The organism is Methylobacterium sp. WL18 (assembly GCF_008040015.1).
Classification (GTDB): Bacteria; Pseudomonadota; Alphaproteobacteria; order Rhizobiales; family Beijerinckiaceae; genus Methylobacterium; species Methylobacterium mesophilicum.
Window position 1 is genome coordinate 1 of sequence record NZ_VRVD01000011.1, and the last position, 14,622, is coordinate 14,622.

Annotated in this window: 16 protein-coding genes; 9 read left to right on the forward strand and 7 right to left on the reverse strand. The window is 68.8% G+C overall.

The features are described 5' to 3' along the window. The first annotated feature begins 282 nt into the window (after positions 1–282). From FV228_RS02255 to FV228_RS02265, 3 genes are all read left to right on the forward strand, one after another. Positions 283–879 (forward strand): HPF/RaiA family ribosome-associated protein, encoded by a 597-nt coding sequence (locus tag FV228_RS02255; RefSeq protein WP_147853104.1) that lies wholly within the window; start codon positions 283–285, stop codon positions 877–879. A 134-nt stretch (positions 880–1,013) separates the two neighbouring features. Beyond that, entirely contained in the window at positions 1,014–1,481 is a 468-nt protein-coding gene (gene ptsN / locus FV228_RS02260; protein ID WP_147853105.1) for a PTS IIA-like nitrogen regulatory protein PtsN, read from the forward strand. Further along, positions 1,481–1,807 carry a hypothetical protein gene (locus FV228_RS02265; RefSeq protein ID WP_147853106.1) on the forward strand — a complete coding sequence of 109 codons (327 nt, stop codon included), beginning with the start codon at positions 1,481–1,483 and terminating at the stop codon, positions 1,805–1,807. Before ptsN ends, FV228_RS02265 begins: the two co-directional genes overlap by 1 nt. Positions 1,808–2,032: 225 nt before the next feature. On the opposite strand, the gene FV228_RS02270 is transcribed toward FV228_RS02265, so the two are convergent. From FV228_RS02270 to ftsE, 3 genes are all read right to left on the reverse strand, one after another. Next, on the reverse strand, positions 2,033–2,815 hold the full coding sequence (locus tag FV228_RS02270; RefSeq protein WP_147853107.1) for a YdcF family protein: 783 nt from the start codon (positions 2,813–2,815) through the stop codon (positions 2,033–2,035). A gap of 152 nt (positions 2,816–2,967) precedes the next feature. Then, positions 2,968–3,936 (reverse strand): ABC transporter permease, encoded by a 969-nt coding sequence (locus tag FV228_RS02275; RefSeq protein ID WP_147853108.1) that lies wholly within the window; start codon positions 3,934–3,936, stop codon positions 2,968–2,970. After that, positions 3,933–4,625 (reverse strand): cell division ATP-binding protein FtsE, encoded by a 693-nt coding sequence (gene ftsE, locus FV228_RS02280; RefSeq protein ID WP_147853109.1) that lies wholly within the window; start codon positions 4,623–4,625, stop codon positions 3,933–3,935. Before ftsE ends, FV228_RS02275 begins: the two co-directional genes overlap by 4 nt. 238 nt (positions 4,626–4,863) lie before the next feature. Here ftsE and FV228_RS02285 point away from each other — a divergent pair, with 238 nt between their 5' ends. The 3 genes from FV228_RS02285 (at position 4,864) to FV228_RS02295 (ending at position 8,324) form a co-directional block, all read left to right on the forward strand. After that, complete coding sequence (locus FV228_RS02285; protein WP_147853139.1) at positions 4,864–5,640, forward strand: zinc-ribbon domain-containing protein; 777 nt, start codon at positions 4,864–4,866, stop codon at positions 5,638–5,640. Positions 5,641–6,190: 550 nt separating this feature from the next. Then, a complete protein-coding gene (locus FV228_RS02290; RefSeq protein WP_147853110.1) occupies positions 6,191–7,147 on the forward strand; it encodes a helix-turn-helix domain-containing protein in 957 nt (318 codons plus the stop codon). A 220-nt stretch (positions 7,148–7,367) separates the two neighbouring features. Further along, positions 7,368–8,324: a helix-turn-helix domain-containing protein gene (locus tag FV228_RS02295; RefSeq protein WP_147853111.1), complete on the forward strand. Its 957-nt coding sequence runs from the start codon at positions 7,368–7,370 to the stop codon at positions 8,322–8,324. Here the strand turns inward: FV228_RS02295 and FV228_RS02300 are convergent, their stop codons facing one another. The 3 genes from FV228_RS02300 to FV228_RS02310 form a co-directional block, all read right to left on the reverse strand. Next, positions 8,325–9,500, reverse strand: a complete 1,176-nt coding sequence (locus FV228_RS02300; protein ID WP_147853112.1) for a glycosyltransferase — start codon at positions 9,498–9,500, stop codon at positions 8,325–8,327. 112 nt (positions 9,501–9,612) lie between these two features. Beyond that, entirely contained in the window at positions 9,613–10,005 is a 393-nt protein-coding gene (locus FV228_RS02305) for a thioredoxin family protein (protein ID WP_147853113.1), read from the reverse strand. Positions 10,006–10,125: 120 nt separating this feature from the next. Further along, entirely contained in the window at positions 10,126–10,422 is a 297-nt protein-coding gene (locus FV228_RS02310) for a hypothetical protein (protein WP_147853114.1), read from the reverse strand. Between the two features lie 193 nt (positions 10,423–10,615). Between FV228_RS02310 and FV228_RS02315 the strand changes: the two genes are divergently transcribed. Together FV228_RS02315 and FV228_RS02320 are read left to right on the forward strand one after the other, a co-directional pair. Further along, entirely contained in the window at positions 10,616–11,266 is a 651-nt protein-coding gene (locus FV228_RS02315; RefSeq protein WP_147853115.1) for a TetR/AcrR family transcriptional regulator, read from the forward strand. A 57-nt stretch (positions 11,267–11,323) separates the two neighbouring features. Further along, on the forward strand, positions 11,324–11,794 hold the full coding sequence (locus FV228_RS02320) for a DUF2852 domain-containing protein (protein ID WP_147853116.1): 471 nt from the start codon (positions 11,324–11,326) through the stop codon (positions 11,792–11,794). 55 nt (positions 11,795–11,849) lie between these two features. Here the strand turns inward: FV228_RS02320 and FV228_RS02325 are convergent, their stop codons facing one another. Next, on the reverse strand, positions 11,850–13,541 hold the full coding sequence (locus FV228_RS02325; RefSeq protein ID WP_147853117.1) for a methyl-accepting chemotaxis protein: 1,692 nt from the start codon (positions 13,539–13,541) through the stop codon (positions 11,850–11,852). Between the two features lie 440 nt (positions 13,542–13,981). Between FV228_RS02325 and upp the strand changes: the two genes are divergently transcribed. Further along, positions 13,982–14,617: a uracil phosphoribosyltransferase gene (upp, locus tag FV228_RS02330; RefSeq protein WP_147853118.1), complete on the forward strand. Its 636-nt coding sequence runs from the start codon at positions 13,982–13,984 to the stop codon at positions 14,615–14,617. Positions 14,618–14,622 lie beyond the last annotated feature (5 nt).

Genomic DNA, 14,622 nt, shown 5'->3' on the forward strand with positions numbered 1-14,622 from the left:
GGTTGGCGCCGGCCGGCTCGGCCGCGTGTGCGATCGCCGGCAGGGATCCCGCGGCGATACCCACGGCTCCGGCCAAAAGGGCACGGCGGGTGGGGGCGGCGGCGAATCCGTCGGCGGTGGTCATGCGGGCCTGCATCTCAGGTGTCGGAACGGTGCCTGTATACCGGGAGGCCGGCTGAACCCAGGGTTAAGCCGCGGTCCGGACGGAACGGACCCGACTCCGTTGACTTAGAGCAAGCCGGCTCTCTAATTCTCGGGACTGAATCGCACGGGGGAGGAAGCATGGGATCGTTGCGGGTCACAGGCCACGGCGTGGATCTCGGAGAGAGTCTGCGCGGCCGTGTCGATGAGCGGATGTCCGCGACTTTGACGAAGTATCTCGACTCGCACATGAGCGATTCCTGCACCGGCCACGTGACGCTCCGGCGCGACGGAACGGCCTACCGTACGGATTGCGTCCTGCACCTCGTGTCGGGGCTGACCATCGAGGCGGTCGGCGTCGCCCACGACGCGCGGTCGAGCTTCGAGCAGACCGCCGACAAGCTCGAGACGCGCCTGCGCCGCTACAAGCATCGGTTGAAGCAGCACGCCACTGGCCCCAACGATCCCGCGGCGATCGAGGCTGCCTACGCTGTGTTCGCCCCGCCGGACGAGGTGGACGAGGACGAGCCGGAGGACGGCGATGCCCACCCGCCGATCGTTGCCGAGAGCACCAAGACCCTGCAGCGCCGGACCATCGGCGAGGCGGTGACCGCGCTCGACATGACGGGATCCCCAGTGGTTGTGTTCGTCCACGCTGGCACCGGGCGCGTCAACGTCGTATACCGGCGCAGCGATGGCGCGATCGGCTGGGTGGACCCGCCGGGCGCCGTCGACTGACGCGTGTGGACCGGGAGGAACGGAGCCGGAACCGGCCCGTTCTCCGGCCCATTGATAGTCAGGGGCGTCGCCCGAGACGCCTCTGCGACGAGGCCCGTTCCGACGTGGATGGGTGACGGGGCAACGGTCGATCGATGCCAATTCTGGAATTCCTCGACCCCGAATCGGTCGTGCAGTCGCTGCGCGCGCGCGCCAAGAAGCAGGTGCTTCAGGAACTCGCGTCACAGGCCGTGCGCCGGCTGCCTGCGCTCGACGAGCGGCCGGTCTTCGATACGCTGCTCCAGCGCGAGCGCCTCGGCTCGACCGGGATCGGTGACGGCGTGGCCATCCCGCACGGCAAGCTGCCGGGCCTCGACCGGTTGTTCGGTCTGTTCGCACGCTTCGATAAGCCGGTGGATTTCGAGGCCCTCGACGGGCAGCCCGTGGACATCGCGTTCCTGCTGCTCGCACCCGAGGGCGCGGGCGCAGACCACTTGAAGGCGCTGGCCCAGGTCGCCCGGATCCTGCGCGAGCCTGGCATGCTCAACCACATCCGCGCCGCCCGCGATGCCAGCGCGCTCTACGCTCTGCTGACCCGCTCGACGGCGCCGCAGGCCGCCTGATGCCGATCTTCCGTCTCGCCGCGATCCTCGTGATCCTCGGGGTGGCACCCGGCATCGCGCTGGCTCAGGGGGAAGCCACGTGCGGCCGAGATGTCCTGGTGGCGCAATCGATGCAGCGACAGGCCCTGGAGCAACTCGAGCAGGCGGATGGCGACGATGCCAAGAACTGCCGCGTTTGGCGCCGTCACGTCGATACGATGCGCCGGGTCGCGAGCGTCTACGGACGTTGCCTTTCGGGTTCTGAGCGCGCCCAGAGTCTCGCCCAGGTTCAAGGTTCGGATCGGGAATTCTCGGCGGCGATCAAGGCGCGCTGCGGCGCGCATTGAGGTCTGGTATCGAGAACACGCGTTCGGGTAGTGGTCGCCGCATCTGCTTCTCGCTCGAAAATCCGCCCTGTCATTCCGGGTCCGCGCAGCGGCACCCGGGATCCATAACTGAGACAGATCAAGGTTTTGCTCGGTCGGCGGCCCGGGATTCAGGGCTCGCCTGCGGCGCCGCGCAATGACCCGGTCGGTTCGATCGATCGGCCGACGAAACCTAACCGGAGAACCTCAATCGAGTCCGCGCATCATGAGCGGCTCGGCGACCATCTTCACCGGCTTGCCGCGGCCGATCAGGATCGCCGCCCGGGAGCGCTCCGGATCCTCCTCGAAGCGAGTGCGGACCCAGCTCGCCAGGAACTTCACGTATTCGGAGGCCAGAAGCCTGGCCGTGGGCGGGCTCCGCCACCAGCGGTCGGCATCCAGACCCTCGGTCACGACCGGATGCGGCAGGACGCGGTCGCTGTCCTGCAGCGCATGGTCCAGCTCGATGAGCGTGCGCGGCATGTGGTAGTTCGAAGTCACCACCGCGACGGTGTTGAAGCGGTGCGCCCGCATCCAGCGACGGGTCTCGATGGCGTTCCCGATCGTGTTGCGGGCCCTGTAGTCGAGATCGACGCAGCAGGCGATCAGGGCGCGCTGGGTGGGGTTCAGACGGGTGATCTCGTCGCGGCTGGTGCGCTCGTTGACGCCGGTGATCAGCAGGCGCCGCCCGTAGCCGCCGGCCAGCAGGTCGATCGCGTCGCCGATCCGCTGCGCCCCGCCGGTCAGCGCAACGATTCCGTCGGCGCGATCGGCCGGGCTCCGCTCGTGCCGGGCCAGCGCGCTGACGAAGATCAGGAAGCCGACGAAGAGGGCCAGGCTGCCGGCACCGGCGGCGAGGCCACAGGCCCATACGGCGAGCCGGTGCCGGGGATGGGACCGGGCCGGTACGAAGACGCGGCGCGGGAGAACCCACTCGTTCCAGGCCCAGCCGAGGGCGTCCGTCGGGTAGGGGGCCGGTGCGCGTTGCATCCGCGTGGTCATCCTCCGGAGGATCGGCGTCGAATGCGGCGGCCCGGAGGCGGCCCGATCGACCACATCCACACCGCCGCGATAACCTTTCCCAACCCTTAACGGTTTGCCGTGACCCCCTGTTTCCCGTGCATGCCCATGTTGTTACGCGCTCAGGACAGGAAGCGCCGGACGGTGATCCGCGAAACGATTCCCGTGACCAGCGAAGCGATCACGCCGATCAGGATCACGCTGGCATAACCGCGCAGCCCGACCTGGACCGCGCCGAACAGGGCTTCGACCTCCTGTCCGGCCGGGCCGGAACGGGCCGCCCGGGCCAGCAATCCGGCGATCGCGAAGGCCAGGATCGCCAGGCCGGCGCCGATCGCACCCCCGCGCAAACCCAGTCCGAAGAACCGGCGCTGGAACGCGCGGGCGATGTAGTCGTCGTCGGCGCCGACGAAGTGCAGCACCTCCACCACCTCGCGGTTGCCCGCCATGGCACCCCGCGTCGCGAATGTGACGGCCAGACCGGTGGCGACCAGCACCAGCACCACCATCCCGATGCCGATGCCCACGAACGCGTTGGCCGCCGTCGAGAGCCGTTGGAGCCAGAGCGCGTGGTCGTCGAGGCTCGCCACGCCGGGAAGCGCCTCGGTGAGGCGCGTGCGCAGGCGCTTCAGGTCCGCGCTCCGGTCGTCGGCGAGCTTGAGGGCGATCAGGCGCGGAACCGGGAGGTCCGACAGATCGAGGCCGCTACCGAGCCAAGGTTCCAGGAGCCGCTCGGCCTCCGCCTTGGAGAAGACCCGCGCCTCGGCGATCCCGGGTTCGGACTTGGCGATGGTCTCGGCCCGGGCGACGTCGGCGTCGACCTCCCGGCCGGGGCCGGGCCGTACCTGGATCGTGACTTCCTGGGCGACGTCGCCCTGCCATTGTCCGGCATTGGTGGCGACGATCTCGGCGGCGCCCGCGCACAGGCCCGCCAGGAATGTCAGGATCGCGATGACGGCAGCCAGCGACCGCCCGGCCGCGGTGTCGGTGGGGACCAGGGCGGCGTTGCGGCGTAGGCCCGTGGGCAGGACCGGATCCGCCGGTCCGGACGCGGAGTCTGGTTTGGGCCGGGCCGTCGCGGGGGCGCTCATTCCTCGATCCGCAGCCCGCCTTCGCCCAGCACCATGCGGCGGGCGTCGACGGCGTCCATGATACCGAAATCGTGGGTCGCGATGATCACCGAGGTCCCGAGCTTGTTGAGTTCCAAGAATAGCCGCAGCAGGCGGCGCCCGAGGCTGGGATCGACGTTGCCCGTTGGCTCGTCGGCCAGCAGCAGGTCCGGACGGGCGATCAGCGCCCGGGCGATGGCGGCGCGCTGCTTCTCGCCGCCCGACAGGAGGGGCGGCAGGGCGTGCATGCGCTCGCCGAGGCCGACCCAGCGCAGCAACTCCACCACCTCGGCCCGGTAGCTGGTCTCCGACCGGCCTTGGACGCGCAGCGGCAGCGCCACGTTCTCGTACGTGGTGAGGTGGTCGAGAAGGCGAAAATCCTGGAACACGACGCCCATGCGCCGCCGCAGGCCGGTTAGCGCCTTCGCGGATATGCCGCTGACCTCCTCGCCGAAGATCGAGACGAGGCCGCGGGTCGGACGCACCGACAGGAGGATCAGGCGCAGCAGCGTCGTCTTGCCGGCGCCCGACGGGCCGGTGAGGAACTGGAACGAGCGGGGCGCGATCCGGAAGCTCACGTCCGACAGCACTTCCGGCCCGAGGCCGTAGCGCATGCCGACATTCTCGAACTGCACCACCGGCCGCTCCGCGCCTGGCAGCAGGCTCTTCATGCTCGCCTGTACGTTCAAAGCCGTGCCGGGTTTCGCCGATCCATGATGCCGAAATCGCCGGATGGGCGGGCGTTTTCAAGGCCGGTCAGCTTTCACTGACGCTTAACCCTGTTCGGGCACGCTTTCGCAACTGATTTTGCCGTCCGGCTCCGGCCGGGATGATCGGACGCGGGACTCGATCCCGGACGGAACCTGCCCGCCCGACCGGAGGCGAGCGCCCTGAGCGAATGGCTTGCGTATGCTGATCGTCTGCCCGAGCTGCGCCAGCGAATACCGGCTCGATGCCGGCAAGGTCGGCATGGAGGGCCGTTCGGTTCGCTGCGCCGCCTGCCGCGAGACGTGGTTCATCACCCCCGCCGACGTGCTGGCCGGCCACGAGGCCGAGTTGGCCGAGCGGGCCGAGGCGGAGCCCGATCCGGTCGCCGACGCAGCCTGGCAGGAAGCCTCCGCCACGGTCCGGGCGGCAACCGACGCGCCTGATCCGCCGCGGGTCCGCCGGCGCGCACCGCCGCGGGCCGACCGAGCCAAGGGCTGGCGCAGCGTGCAGGGTCTGTCGCCGTCCCTGGCCGTCGGGCTGACATTGCTGGCGGCGGTGCCTCTGATCTGCCTCGCCCGTGACAGCGTGGTCCGTGCGGTCCCGCAGAGCGCCGCCCTGTTCGCCCGGGTCGGTCTGCCGGTGAACCTCCGCGGCATCGAGATCCGCGATGTCGTGGCCTTCAGCAATCCGTCCGAGGACGGCCGTCCGGCCGAGCTGGTCGTCGAGGGCGACCTCGTCGGAATCGCCCGGACCGATGTGCCGGTGGCGACGTTGAGCGCCGAGATCCGCGACGCCGCCGGACGCGTGATCCGGTCCTTCCCGGTCGCGCCGCCGCGGGCCGTGCTCGGGACGGCCGAGACCGCGCGGTTCCGTGGCACGCTGATAAGCCCGCCCGCCTCAGGCCGGGCCGTGGTGCTGCACTTTGCCGATTCCGAACCGGCGCGCGACGACGCCCGAACCCCGACCGGCGGTCATTGAAGAGAATCGAAGTTGGCTACGGTCGGCCGGGCGTCGGATCGATCGACACCGTGCGTGGGGACGCCGCCGCGGGATTCTCTTGGCAGCCATTGACTTGCGGACCCGTCAGGACGGCAGACCAAATCCATCTGCCCGGCGTTCTCTGTCGTCACCCCGGAACGATCCGCACATCGCACGGCCTGCGGCGGCGCTAGATCTGTCTCCGGTGCCGCTGCCACGGACAGGATCAGTCGGTGGCGAAGAACGGCTGATCCTGATCTCGTCGTCCGGGTAGCGCGCGCGAGGGATGCCATGTGACGAGATTTGGGCGGCAGCGGTAATCTGTAACGGTCGGCGGTTTTCGAAACTCGTCGAGGGTTTCTCGTCGAATTTCAGCTGACGCAACGGGGCGTTTAAAGTTTGGAAAGTGTTTCCTTCCGCCGCGATCGGCGTCGGAAGGAAGCTGTTGCTTGCCTATTGCCTCTTGAGAACGGATCTGAAACTCTAGGTCTGCTGTCGTACGGCGAGCGATCGCCAGCACTCGAATTTAAGGTTGTGGGGCGGGTCCGCCGTGGTTGCCAAGAAAACCGTCCCGATCTTCTTCGGAACGACAGATGCCGTCGAGCCGAAACAGGCGTTCGACTATTGGCGCAGCACCGTCATGGCTGGCACCGACCTCGAACGACTTGACTCGGAGGTTCCGTTCGCAGCCTCGCGCATGGTCGCGGCATCCCGCCACGGATCGATTTTCCGGACGATCAGCCAACCCTTCAGCCTGGAGCGCAAGCCGCACCACGTCCGCGGCGACGGTCGGGACGAGATGGGCATCATGCTGGTCACCCGCGGCCGCGGCTACATCGAACAAGGCAACAACGGCGCGCTGCTCAATGCCGGCGACATCACCTTCCAGACCTGGGGACGGCCGGGCGGCGGCGGGAGCCTGTCCGACTACGAGGAAATCCGTCTCGCCGTGCCGCGTGCGACCTTCCTGGCGCATATCGGCAACGTCGACGACTTCGCCGCGAGGAAGTTCGCCGCCGGCCCCCTGAACGAACTCTTCGCGGCCTATCTGCGCGCGTTCGCGGGGTCGGTGGAATCGATGTCGGATGCCGAAACCGGGATCGCGGTCGAAGGTGCGCTCCACCTGCTCCGGGGTGTCATCAACGGCCAGAATGCCCGCGCGGACAACGAATTGTCGGCCAACGCGCTGCGGTCCCTGGCGCTGGCGCGGATCGAGCATCGCCTGCACGATCCGACGTTCGGCCCGGATGCCCTGGCAGCCGACCTTCGTATCTCCCGCAGCCGCCTCTACGCCGCATTCTCCGGCGGAGAGGGAATCGCGGCGACGATCCGCGACGCGCGGCTCGACCGGGCCCACGACCGGATCGTCATGATGCGCAGGGCCGGGGTCCGGGTGTCGTCGATCATGGCGACCTGCGGCTTCACCGACCCGGCCGCCTTCAGCCGCGCCTTCCGACAGCGCTTCGGCTTCTCGCCGCGCGACCTCCTCGCCCAGGCTGTCGCCTGAACGGGTCCGGGCCGCCATGACGCTGTCCGCGAGGGTGCGGTCGGACACGGTGACGGGCGACGGCCCGGTTCATAACCGTAGCGCGGCTCGAGGCGGCACGATGCGCTGCTTCCTGCGTCGGTGAAGCCGATAGCGGACCGCCGAGTACGATTCCCACCGGGGGAGCACACGTCACGCGGCGGGTTGTCGGCGGGATCGGGCGTTGCGAGGCGAGGGCGCCGTGAGTGTCGAGGCGAAGGTCCCCATCTTCATTCAGACGACGGATGTGGTCGGGCCGAAGCATGCGTTCGCATATTGGCGGGACGCGGTGCTCAGCGCCGCGACCATCACGCCGTTCGATCCGGCCGCCGCCTTCTCGGCCAGCCGCACGGTCGCGCCCTCCGCGAGGGGGACGCTGCTGCGCACCGTCAGCGCGCCGGTCGGCGTGGATCGCACCGCGCGTCATATCGGCCGCGACGGGCACGACGACATCGCGATCATGCTGGTGGCGGCCGGGCGAGGCTTCATCGAGCAGGGCACCAACGGCGCGATCCTGGGCGTCGGCGATGTCGCCTTCCACGCTACGGGCAAGCCCGGTATCGCCGGCAGCAGCGTCGGTTACGATGAGATCCGCCTCTCGGTGCCCCGCGCCATCTTCGCGGCGCAGGTCGGCGACCCGCAGGATCTCATCGGCACGAAGCTGAGCGCCACGCCGTTGCGCGGGCTGCTGAGCGCTCATCTCGACGCCTTCGCGACCTCTGTCTCCGGCATGTCGGAAGCCCAGGCCGGTATCGCCATCGAAGGCGCCCTCCACATCCTCCGCGGCATCGTCCATGGGCGGCGGACGACCGAGGACGGTGAGTTGTCCGCCGACGCGGTGCGCTCCCTGGCCCTGGCCCACATCCAGCGCTGCCTGCACGAGCCCGGGTTCGGCCCCCTGTCGCTGGCCGCATCCCTGCAGATCTCCCGAAGCCGGCTCTACGCGGCCTTTTCGGGCGGGGAGGGGATCGCGGCGACGATCCGCGACGCACGGCTGGACCGCGCCCACGACCGCATCGTCATGATGCGGACGGCGGGCGCCCGGATCGCATCGATCATGGCGAGTTGCGGCTTCACCGACGCAGCCGCGTTCAGCCGGGCCTTCCGGCAGCGCTTCGGTCTATCGCCCCGGGATCTGCTCGCTCAAGGGAAGGGATGATCAGATCCGCCCGGCCTGCGAATCGGCGACCGGCTGTGCCGTCGCCGTCGCCCCGCCGGCGGCCGACCGGGTCAGGCCCGCGAGGCGCTGCGCCATTCGGATCCCGGTGATGCCTATCCGCGCGAGCCGGATCTGGCCCGGCAACTGACGCGGACCGATCGGCCGGTACGCCAGACGCGGGCTGGCGCGCTCCGCCTCCGCGATGGCCTGACCGAGGGGGAGCTCGGCGATCCGGACGGCCTCCGCCCGGTCGATTCCGATGGCCTGCGCCCAAGCGTCATTCCTCCGCAGGCTGCCCGAGCCGTGCAAACGCCGGAACCGCCGCCGCCAGAGATGACGGCGCACCACCCGCGGAAAGGTCTCCATCCGGGCGTCGCAGAGCGCGTCCGGCTCCTCGCAGCGGGAGCGGATCGTGTCGGCCACGCCGCCAGGAGCCCGGCCGGTGAGCCGCGCCGAGATCGTCACGCAGACATCGGTGGCGTGCCGGACCCGCAGGCCGTGCTCGATCAGCCGCGCGATGAAGGCACCGTCCTCACCGAGCGGGATCTCCGGCATGCCCCCGACCGCCCGGTAGGCGTTCCGGGTCACCGCCAAGGTCGCGCCGATCGCGGTCCGGTGGCAGGGCCATGGGTCGTTCGGGTCCGGATCGATCCGCGCTTCAGCCTCGGTGATCAGGGCATCGTAGATGTCCTCGAGGCGCCCGCGGGCGGGGAGGGATGGCGGCAGGAGCGCGGCCTCCGCGGCGTCGAGTTCGACCCGGCCGGCGACCGCGTCGGCGCCGGCCTCGATGGCGGCGCGGTTGCGGGCGACCCAGTTCGACGGGACGCGGCTGTCCGCATCCGTCGACAGGATCATCCCCGTATTCCCCGCATCCCCGAGCCAGGCGGCGGCGAGATCCATGGCCTTGCGCCGTGCCCAACCGGCATGCGCGCCGGAAAAGTCCTCGTTCGCGACCCGTACCGAGATCGACAGGGTCGGCACCAGCCGATCCACGAGGGCGTCGGTGCCGTCCGTGCAGTTGTTCAGGAACAGGACGAGGCCGAGGCTTCCGGGGGCGAGCCCGACCTGCGCGTCGATGGCCCGGAGGCAGGCCTCGATCCGCTCGACCTCGTTGCGCACCGGGATCGCGATGATCGCGGAGGGCGTGGAATCGGCTGGCTGGGTGGTGCGCGTCACCGGGGCGGTCTCCGTCTGGGCCCGCACGGATGGGACCGGACGCGGGCCTCCCGGCTATGCCCGACGCCGCCTGAACGAAACCGGAAAGCGCAGCACCGCCCGGATCGATCGATCAGAGGGTCTTTTCGAGCAGGCCCTCAATCCATTCCGGCTGGGTCTCGCCCACCGAGCGGCCCATCTCGGTCTCGCCCTTGTAGGCGATCAGCGTGCTCTGCATCCGCACATTGAGGCGCCGCAGCAGCTCTTTCTGACTGTCGAAATCGACATCGAAGATCTGGAGATCCTTGAAACGCGGCTCCCCGGCGAGCTTGGCCAGGATCGGCTTCTGTGTCTTGCAGATCGGGCACCAGGGGGCGCTGACCTCGATCAGGATCGGCTTGCCGCTCTTCTGCGCCGCCTCGAACGACGCCGCCGAGAACGGCATCGTCTCACCGGCAAGGGCCGGCGACAGGCTGGCGGCGAGGGCGAGACAGGCGAGCGCAAGCGCGGCGCGTCGGCTCTTCATGATGCATTTCCTCCGGCGCCAGGGCCTTGATGGTCTTTCGGCGTCCTCCCCGGTGTCGTTACACGATGGGGTCCGGAACGCGGCGCCGAAGGTGGGATCAGGCGCCGGCGCGTTGTCACATCATCGAGAGGCATCGCCCGACCGGTCCTGTTCGATCAGATCCGCGATGTCCTGCGCGTCCACGGCGTCCATCGGACGCCGGATCCGGAGTGCCCGCGTGGCGACACCGGCCCGCATCACCAGCACGATGGTCTCCATGTCGGGGCAGCCGGGATCCGCGCAGGCGATCTCGTTCACGGCCAGCGCGTCGGCCTCGCTCAGGCCGAGCGCAACGATCAGCTCCTGCTTGAGACGCGCGGCGATCCCGGCACGCTCCGCCGAGCGCGTGCGCCACGCTTTCAGACTCACGAAAGCCATGCCGAATGGTTTTCCCTGTGGCGAACGCGGCAGTACTATGCCCGTCTTTTAGAGGGTGCGACGCGATTCGACCGATTACGAGCCGATCGTGTTGCGCCTTTCAGGGCGGGTCAAGCAGTCGGCCCCCGTTCATGACCGAAACAAACGTCGTGCTCGACCGTAATGCCTGCGCGCGCGCAGAGGACATGAAAACTTGCGACCCTGGCGAGACGGACCGGGTGACCGGCGAAGCTATCACCACGGGAACCTCAAGGAGGCCCTGATCGAGGCCGCGCGCCGGTTCATCGCCGAGCGCGGGATCGGCGGATTCGCGCTGGTGGATGCCGCCCGCCTGGTCGGGGTGACGCCGGCCGCCCTCTATCGGCACTTCCGCGGCCGCGATGCGCTGCTCGAAGAACTGGCCGGGCGCGGCTTTGCGGAACTCGCGGCCCGGCTGGCGAGGGCGCTGACCTCCCGGGGTACGCCCCTCGAGCGCTTCACCCGGATGGGCGAAGCCTACCTCGCCTTCGCCGAAGAGGAGCCGGCCTATTACGCGGCGATCTTCGAGACCCGCGGCGCCGTGGCCGAGCCGTCCGAGACGGAGGCGGGGGCGCCCGGCCGCCCATCTCCGTTCGACCTGCTCGTCGAGGCGCTGCAGGCGACCTTCGCGGACGGGTTCGGGGGCGTGGCGCCCCGGTTCATCGCCCTCGAGGTCTGGGCGCTGGCACACGGCATCGCGACCCTGTCGGCCGCCGGGCACCTGCCGCGGGGACCGGGCTTTCCGGACAAGTACGAACTCCTGCGCGCTGGCGTGCTGGCGCTGGTCCATGGCGTTGCGCAACCAGGTGAACGAGCCCGGTCTTGAAAGCGCGCCCCGGCACCCGCATGTTAACTCCGTTCACATGAGCAGCGGAGCCAAGCCGTGACCACGCAATCTTCTTCCCCCTGGGCGACCGGCAAGCTCTGCCGCTCCGGCCCATTCCCCCGTCGGTCCCTCGAAATCGGCGCGATCGTCGTCGGGTTCATCTACTGGTGGCCGGTCGGCCTCGCGCTCGTCGCCTGGAAGATCGCCGGCTATCCCGCCTTCTCGGAACTGCGCGACGCCGCACGCCGGGGCGTGGCCGGCTTCGAGGGCAGCGGACGCTCGGCCTCGCGCTTCGCCCGAACCTTCGAGGCCGCCAACCGTGGCGGAACCGGCAATGCGGCGTTCGACGCCTATCGCCGGGCCGAGCTCGATCGGCTCGAAGCGCAGCGGAAGGCCCTGGAAGACGAGAGCCGCGCCTTCACCGACTTCGTCGAGGAGCTGAAGCGGGCCAAGGACCGCGAACAGTTCGACGCCTTCATGGCCAAGCGCCGCGGCGAGGGCGGCCAAGACCGCTCCTACACGGCCTGAACGCGAGCCAGATGCGGGGCCCGGCCGGACGGCTGGGCCCCGTTTTTATGAGGTCTCAGGCTGCCCGCACCGTATCGAGGAAGCGGGACACCTCCGCGGTGAGATGCTCGGATTGCCGCGACAGCTCGGAGGCCGCGCCGAGCACCTGCGCCGCCGATCGTCCTGTCGCCTCGGCAGCCTCTGCGACGCCCGCGATGTTGCTGGTGACCTCGCCGGTGCCGATCGCGGCCTGTCCGACGTTGCGGACGATCTCCTGCGTCGCCGCGCCCTGCTCCTCGACGGCGGCGGCGATCGAGGTCGCGACGGTGCTGATGTCCTGGATCCGCCCGGTGATCGACCCGATCGCCGTCACGGCCTGTCCGGTCGATCCCTGGACGCGGGCGATCTGGCCGGCGATCTCCTCGGTCGCCTTGGCGGTCTGCTCGGCCAGCGCCTTCACCTCTGACGCCACCACCGCGAAGCCACGCCCCGCATCTCCCGCGCGGGCCGCCTCGATGGTCGCGTTGAGCGCCAGCAGGTTGGTCTGGCCGGCGATCGACGAGATCAGCCCGACGACGTCGCCGATCCGGGCCACGGCACCGCTCAGTTCGTGCACCAGCGCACTGGTCTGCCCGGCCTCGTCGGCGGCGCTCTGGGCCAGCTTGGCCGATGCGTCCATCTGCCGGCCGATCTCCTGTACCGACGAGCCCAACTCCTCGGCGGCCGCAGCCACGGTGTTGACGTTGCTGGCCGCCTCCTCGGCTGCGGACGCGACCGCGCCGGATTGAGCCGATGTCTGCCCGGCCATGGCCGACAGCGCGCTCGCGGTGGTCTGCAGTTCCGTCGCGGAGGACGAGACCTGACCGATGATGCCGCCGACCGCCTTCTCGAATTTGTCGGCCATCTCGCGCATGCCGGCCTTGCGCTGCTCCTCGGCGGCGGCACGTGCCTGCGCGGTCTCGGCCTCGAGAGCGCAGGTGCGGATCAGGTTGTCCTTGAACACCTCCACGGCCGCCGCCATGGCGCCGATCTCGTCGTGCCGGTCACGGGCCGGCACCGTCACGCCGGTATCGCCGCCGGCGAGCCGGGACATGATCTCGGTCATCCGCTGGATCGGACGCGAAATCCGAAACAGGGAGAAGGCCGCCGCCGCGAGCGCCGCGATGACCGACAGGATGACGTTGCCCCAGGCGGCCGCGGACGCGGTCTTGGCCCGATCCACCGCCTCGTCGACCTCCCGGGTGGCGTTCCGTTCGTTCAGGGCGACCAGACGCGAGAGCGAGGCACGCGCATCGTCGTAGATCTTCAACGTGTCGGGTCCGCCGAGCTGCGCGAGCGCCTCGGCCTGCTTGCCGGAGGCGATCAGCCGCCGCATCGCGCCGTCGATCTGCTCATAGCGGCTCCATAGGGCGGCGAACGCGTCGTAAAGGCCCCGCTCCTCGGGCGTGGAGATCAGGCGCTCGTAGGTCTTGCGCCGCTCGGCGAGCTGCGTGAGCGTCGCCGCGAGTTGCGTCTCGCCGGCCCTGAGGCTGTCGGGATCCTTGGAGAGGGTTATCAGGCGGAATTGCTTGATCCGCACCTCCGAGGCCGCGACCTCGACTTCGTTGATCCGCGACACTGACGGAAGCCAGTTGTTCGCGACCTTCGTCATCGCATGCCGAATGTCGGTTAGCTCGATAATCGATAGACTACCCTGACCTGCAGCAATAACGGCGAACAATCCAAATATCGCTGCAAGCGTCGTCTTGAGTGAAACGGTGAGGCGCATGGCTTTGAACCGATACCGCGGTGATGGCGCCAGCTAGCAGACCGGGTGTGTCTTTGAAAAGTCGTTCGAAAATGTTTGATGGCAGTTTATGTTTCAAGTGGGCGTAAGTTTGTTTCGCATATTATAGAACAATCATGACATTGAGTTTGTATATTTGGCGGTTAGATCAAGGAAACAAATCAAGGAATTTATAGTTCGATCGAATAGTGATCACATCACGCAAAAATGAGCGTGGGTTTCTGCCGCAACCGGGGACGATTTTGTGAGGGTCGGGCGCGCATGCGCGTCGTCACCCGACCGCTGCCCCGTGCCGATGTAGTTCCGGGGTCCGGTGAACGCGTGGCCTCGATCGGGTTCGAATAGGTGTATTCGCGCCGTGTCACGTTGCGCCCCGGCGCTCGCTCCGGCATTCCTGCCCCTCTGGGGTGGAGGGATGTGCGATGCCGGCGAGTCGGGTCACGGTGGTCGATCACCCCCTGGTGCAACACAAGCTCACCTATCTGCGGGACAAGAACCGCTCGACCAAGGGGTTTCGCCAGCTGCTGAACGAGATCGGCATGCTGCTCGCCTACGAGGTGACCCGGGACCTGCCGCTGGAACCGGTTACCATCGAGACGCCGATCCAGCCGATGGAAGGCCGACAGATCCAGGGCAAGAAACTGGTCTTCGCACCGATCCTGCGGGCGGGCGTCGGTTTCCTCGACGGGATGCTGTCGCTGGTGCCCTCGGCCCGGGTCGCCCATGTCGGGCTGTACCGCGATCCCGAGACGCTCGAAGCGGTCGAGTATTATTTCAAGGCCCCGTCCGACCTCGCCGACCGGACCGTGCTGGTGCTCGACCCGATGCTCGCCACCGCGAATTCCGCCATCGCGGCGCTCGACCGGCTGAAGGCCCGGGGCGCCTCCGACCTGCGTTTCGTCTGCCTTTTGGCCGCCCCGGAGGGTCTGGCGAAGTTCCAGGCCGCGCATCCCGACGTCCCGATCTGGACGGCGGCGATCGACAGCCATCTGAACGACCACGGCTACATCGTACCGGGCCTGGGCGATGCGGGTGACCGGATGTACGGCACCCGCTGATCGAA

Coding starts and splice junctions, on each gene's coding strand:
- FV228_RS02255 (WP_147853104.1), top strand. CDS start 283: ATGGGATCGTTGCGGGTCACAGGCCACGGCGTGGATCTCGGAGAGAGT.
- ptsN (WP_147853105.1), top strand. CDS start 1,014: ATGCCAATTCTGGAATTCCTCGACCCCGAATCGGTCGTGCAGTCGCTG.
- FV228_RS02265 (WP_147853106.1), top strand. CDS start 1,481: ATGCCGATCTTCCGTCTCGCCGCGATCCTCGTGATCCTCGGGGTGGCA.
- FV228_RS02270 (WP_147853107.1), bottom strand. CDS start 2,815: ATGCAACGCGCACCGGCCCCCTACCCGACGGACGCCCTCGGCTGGGCC.
- FV228_RS02275 (WP_147853108.1), bottom strand. CDS start 3,936: ATGAGCGCCCCCGCGACGGCCCGGCCCAAACCAGACTCCGCGTCCGGA.
- ftsE (WP_147853109.1), bottom strand. CDS start 4,625: ATGAAGAGCCTGCTGCCAGGCGCGGAGCGGCCGGTGGTGCAGTTCGAG.
- FV228_RS02285 (WP_147853139.1), top strand. CDS start 4,864: ATGCTGATCGTCTGCCCGAGCTGCGCCAGCGAATACCGGCTCGATGCC.
- FV228_RS02305 (WP_147853113.1), bottom strand. CDS start 10,005: ATGAAGAGCCGACGCGCCGCGCTTGCGCTCGCCTGTCTCGCCCTCGCC.
- FV228_RS02310 (WP_147853114.1), bottom strand. CDS start 10,422: ATGGCTTTCGTGAGTCTGAAAGCGTGGCGCACGCGCTCGGCGGAGCGT.
- FV228_RS02325 (WP_147853117.1), bottom strand. CDS start 13,541: ATGCGCCTCACCGTTTCACTCAAGACGACGCTTGCAGCGATATTTGGA.
- upp (WP_147853118.1), top strand. CDS start 13,982: ATGCCGGCGAGTCGGGTCACGGTGGTCGATCACCCCCTGGTGCAACAC.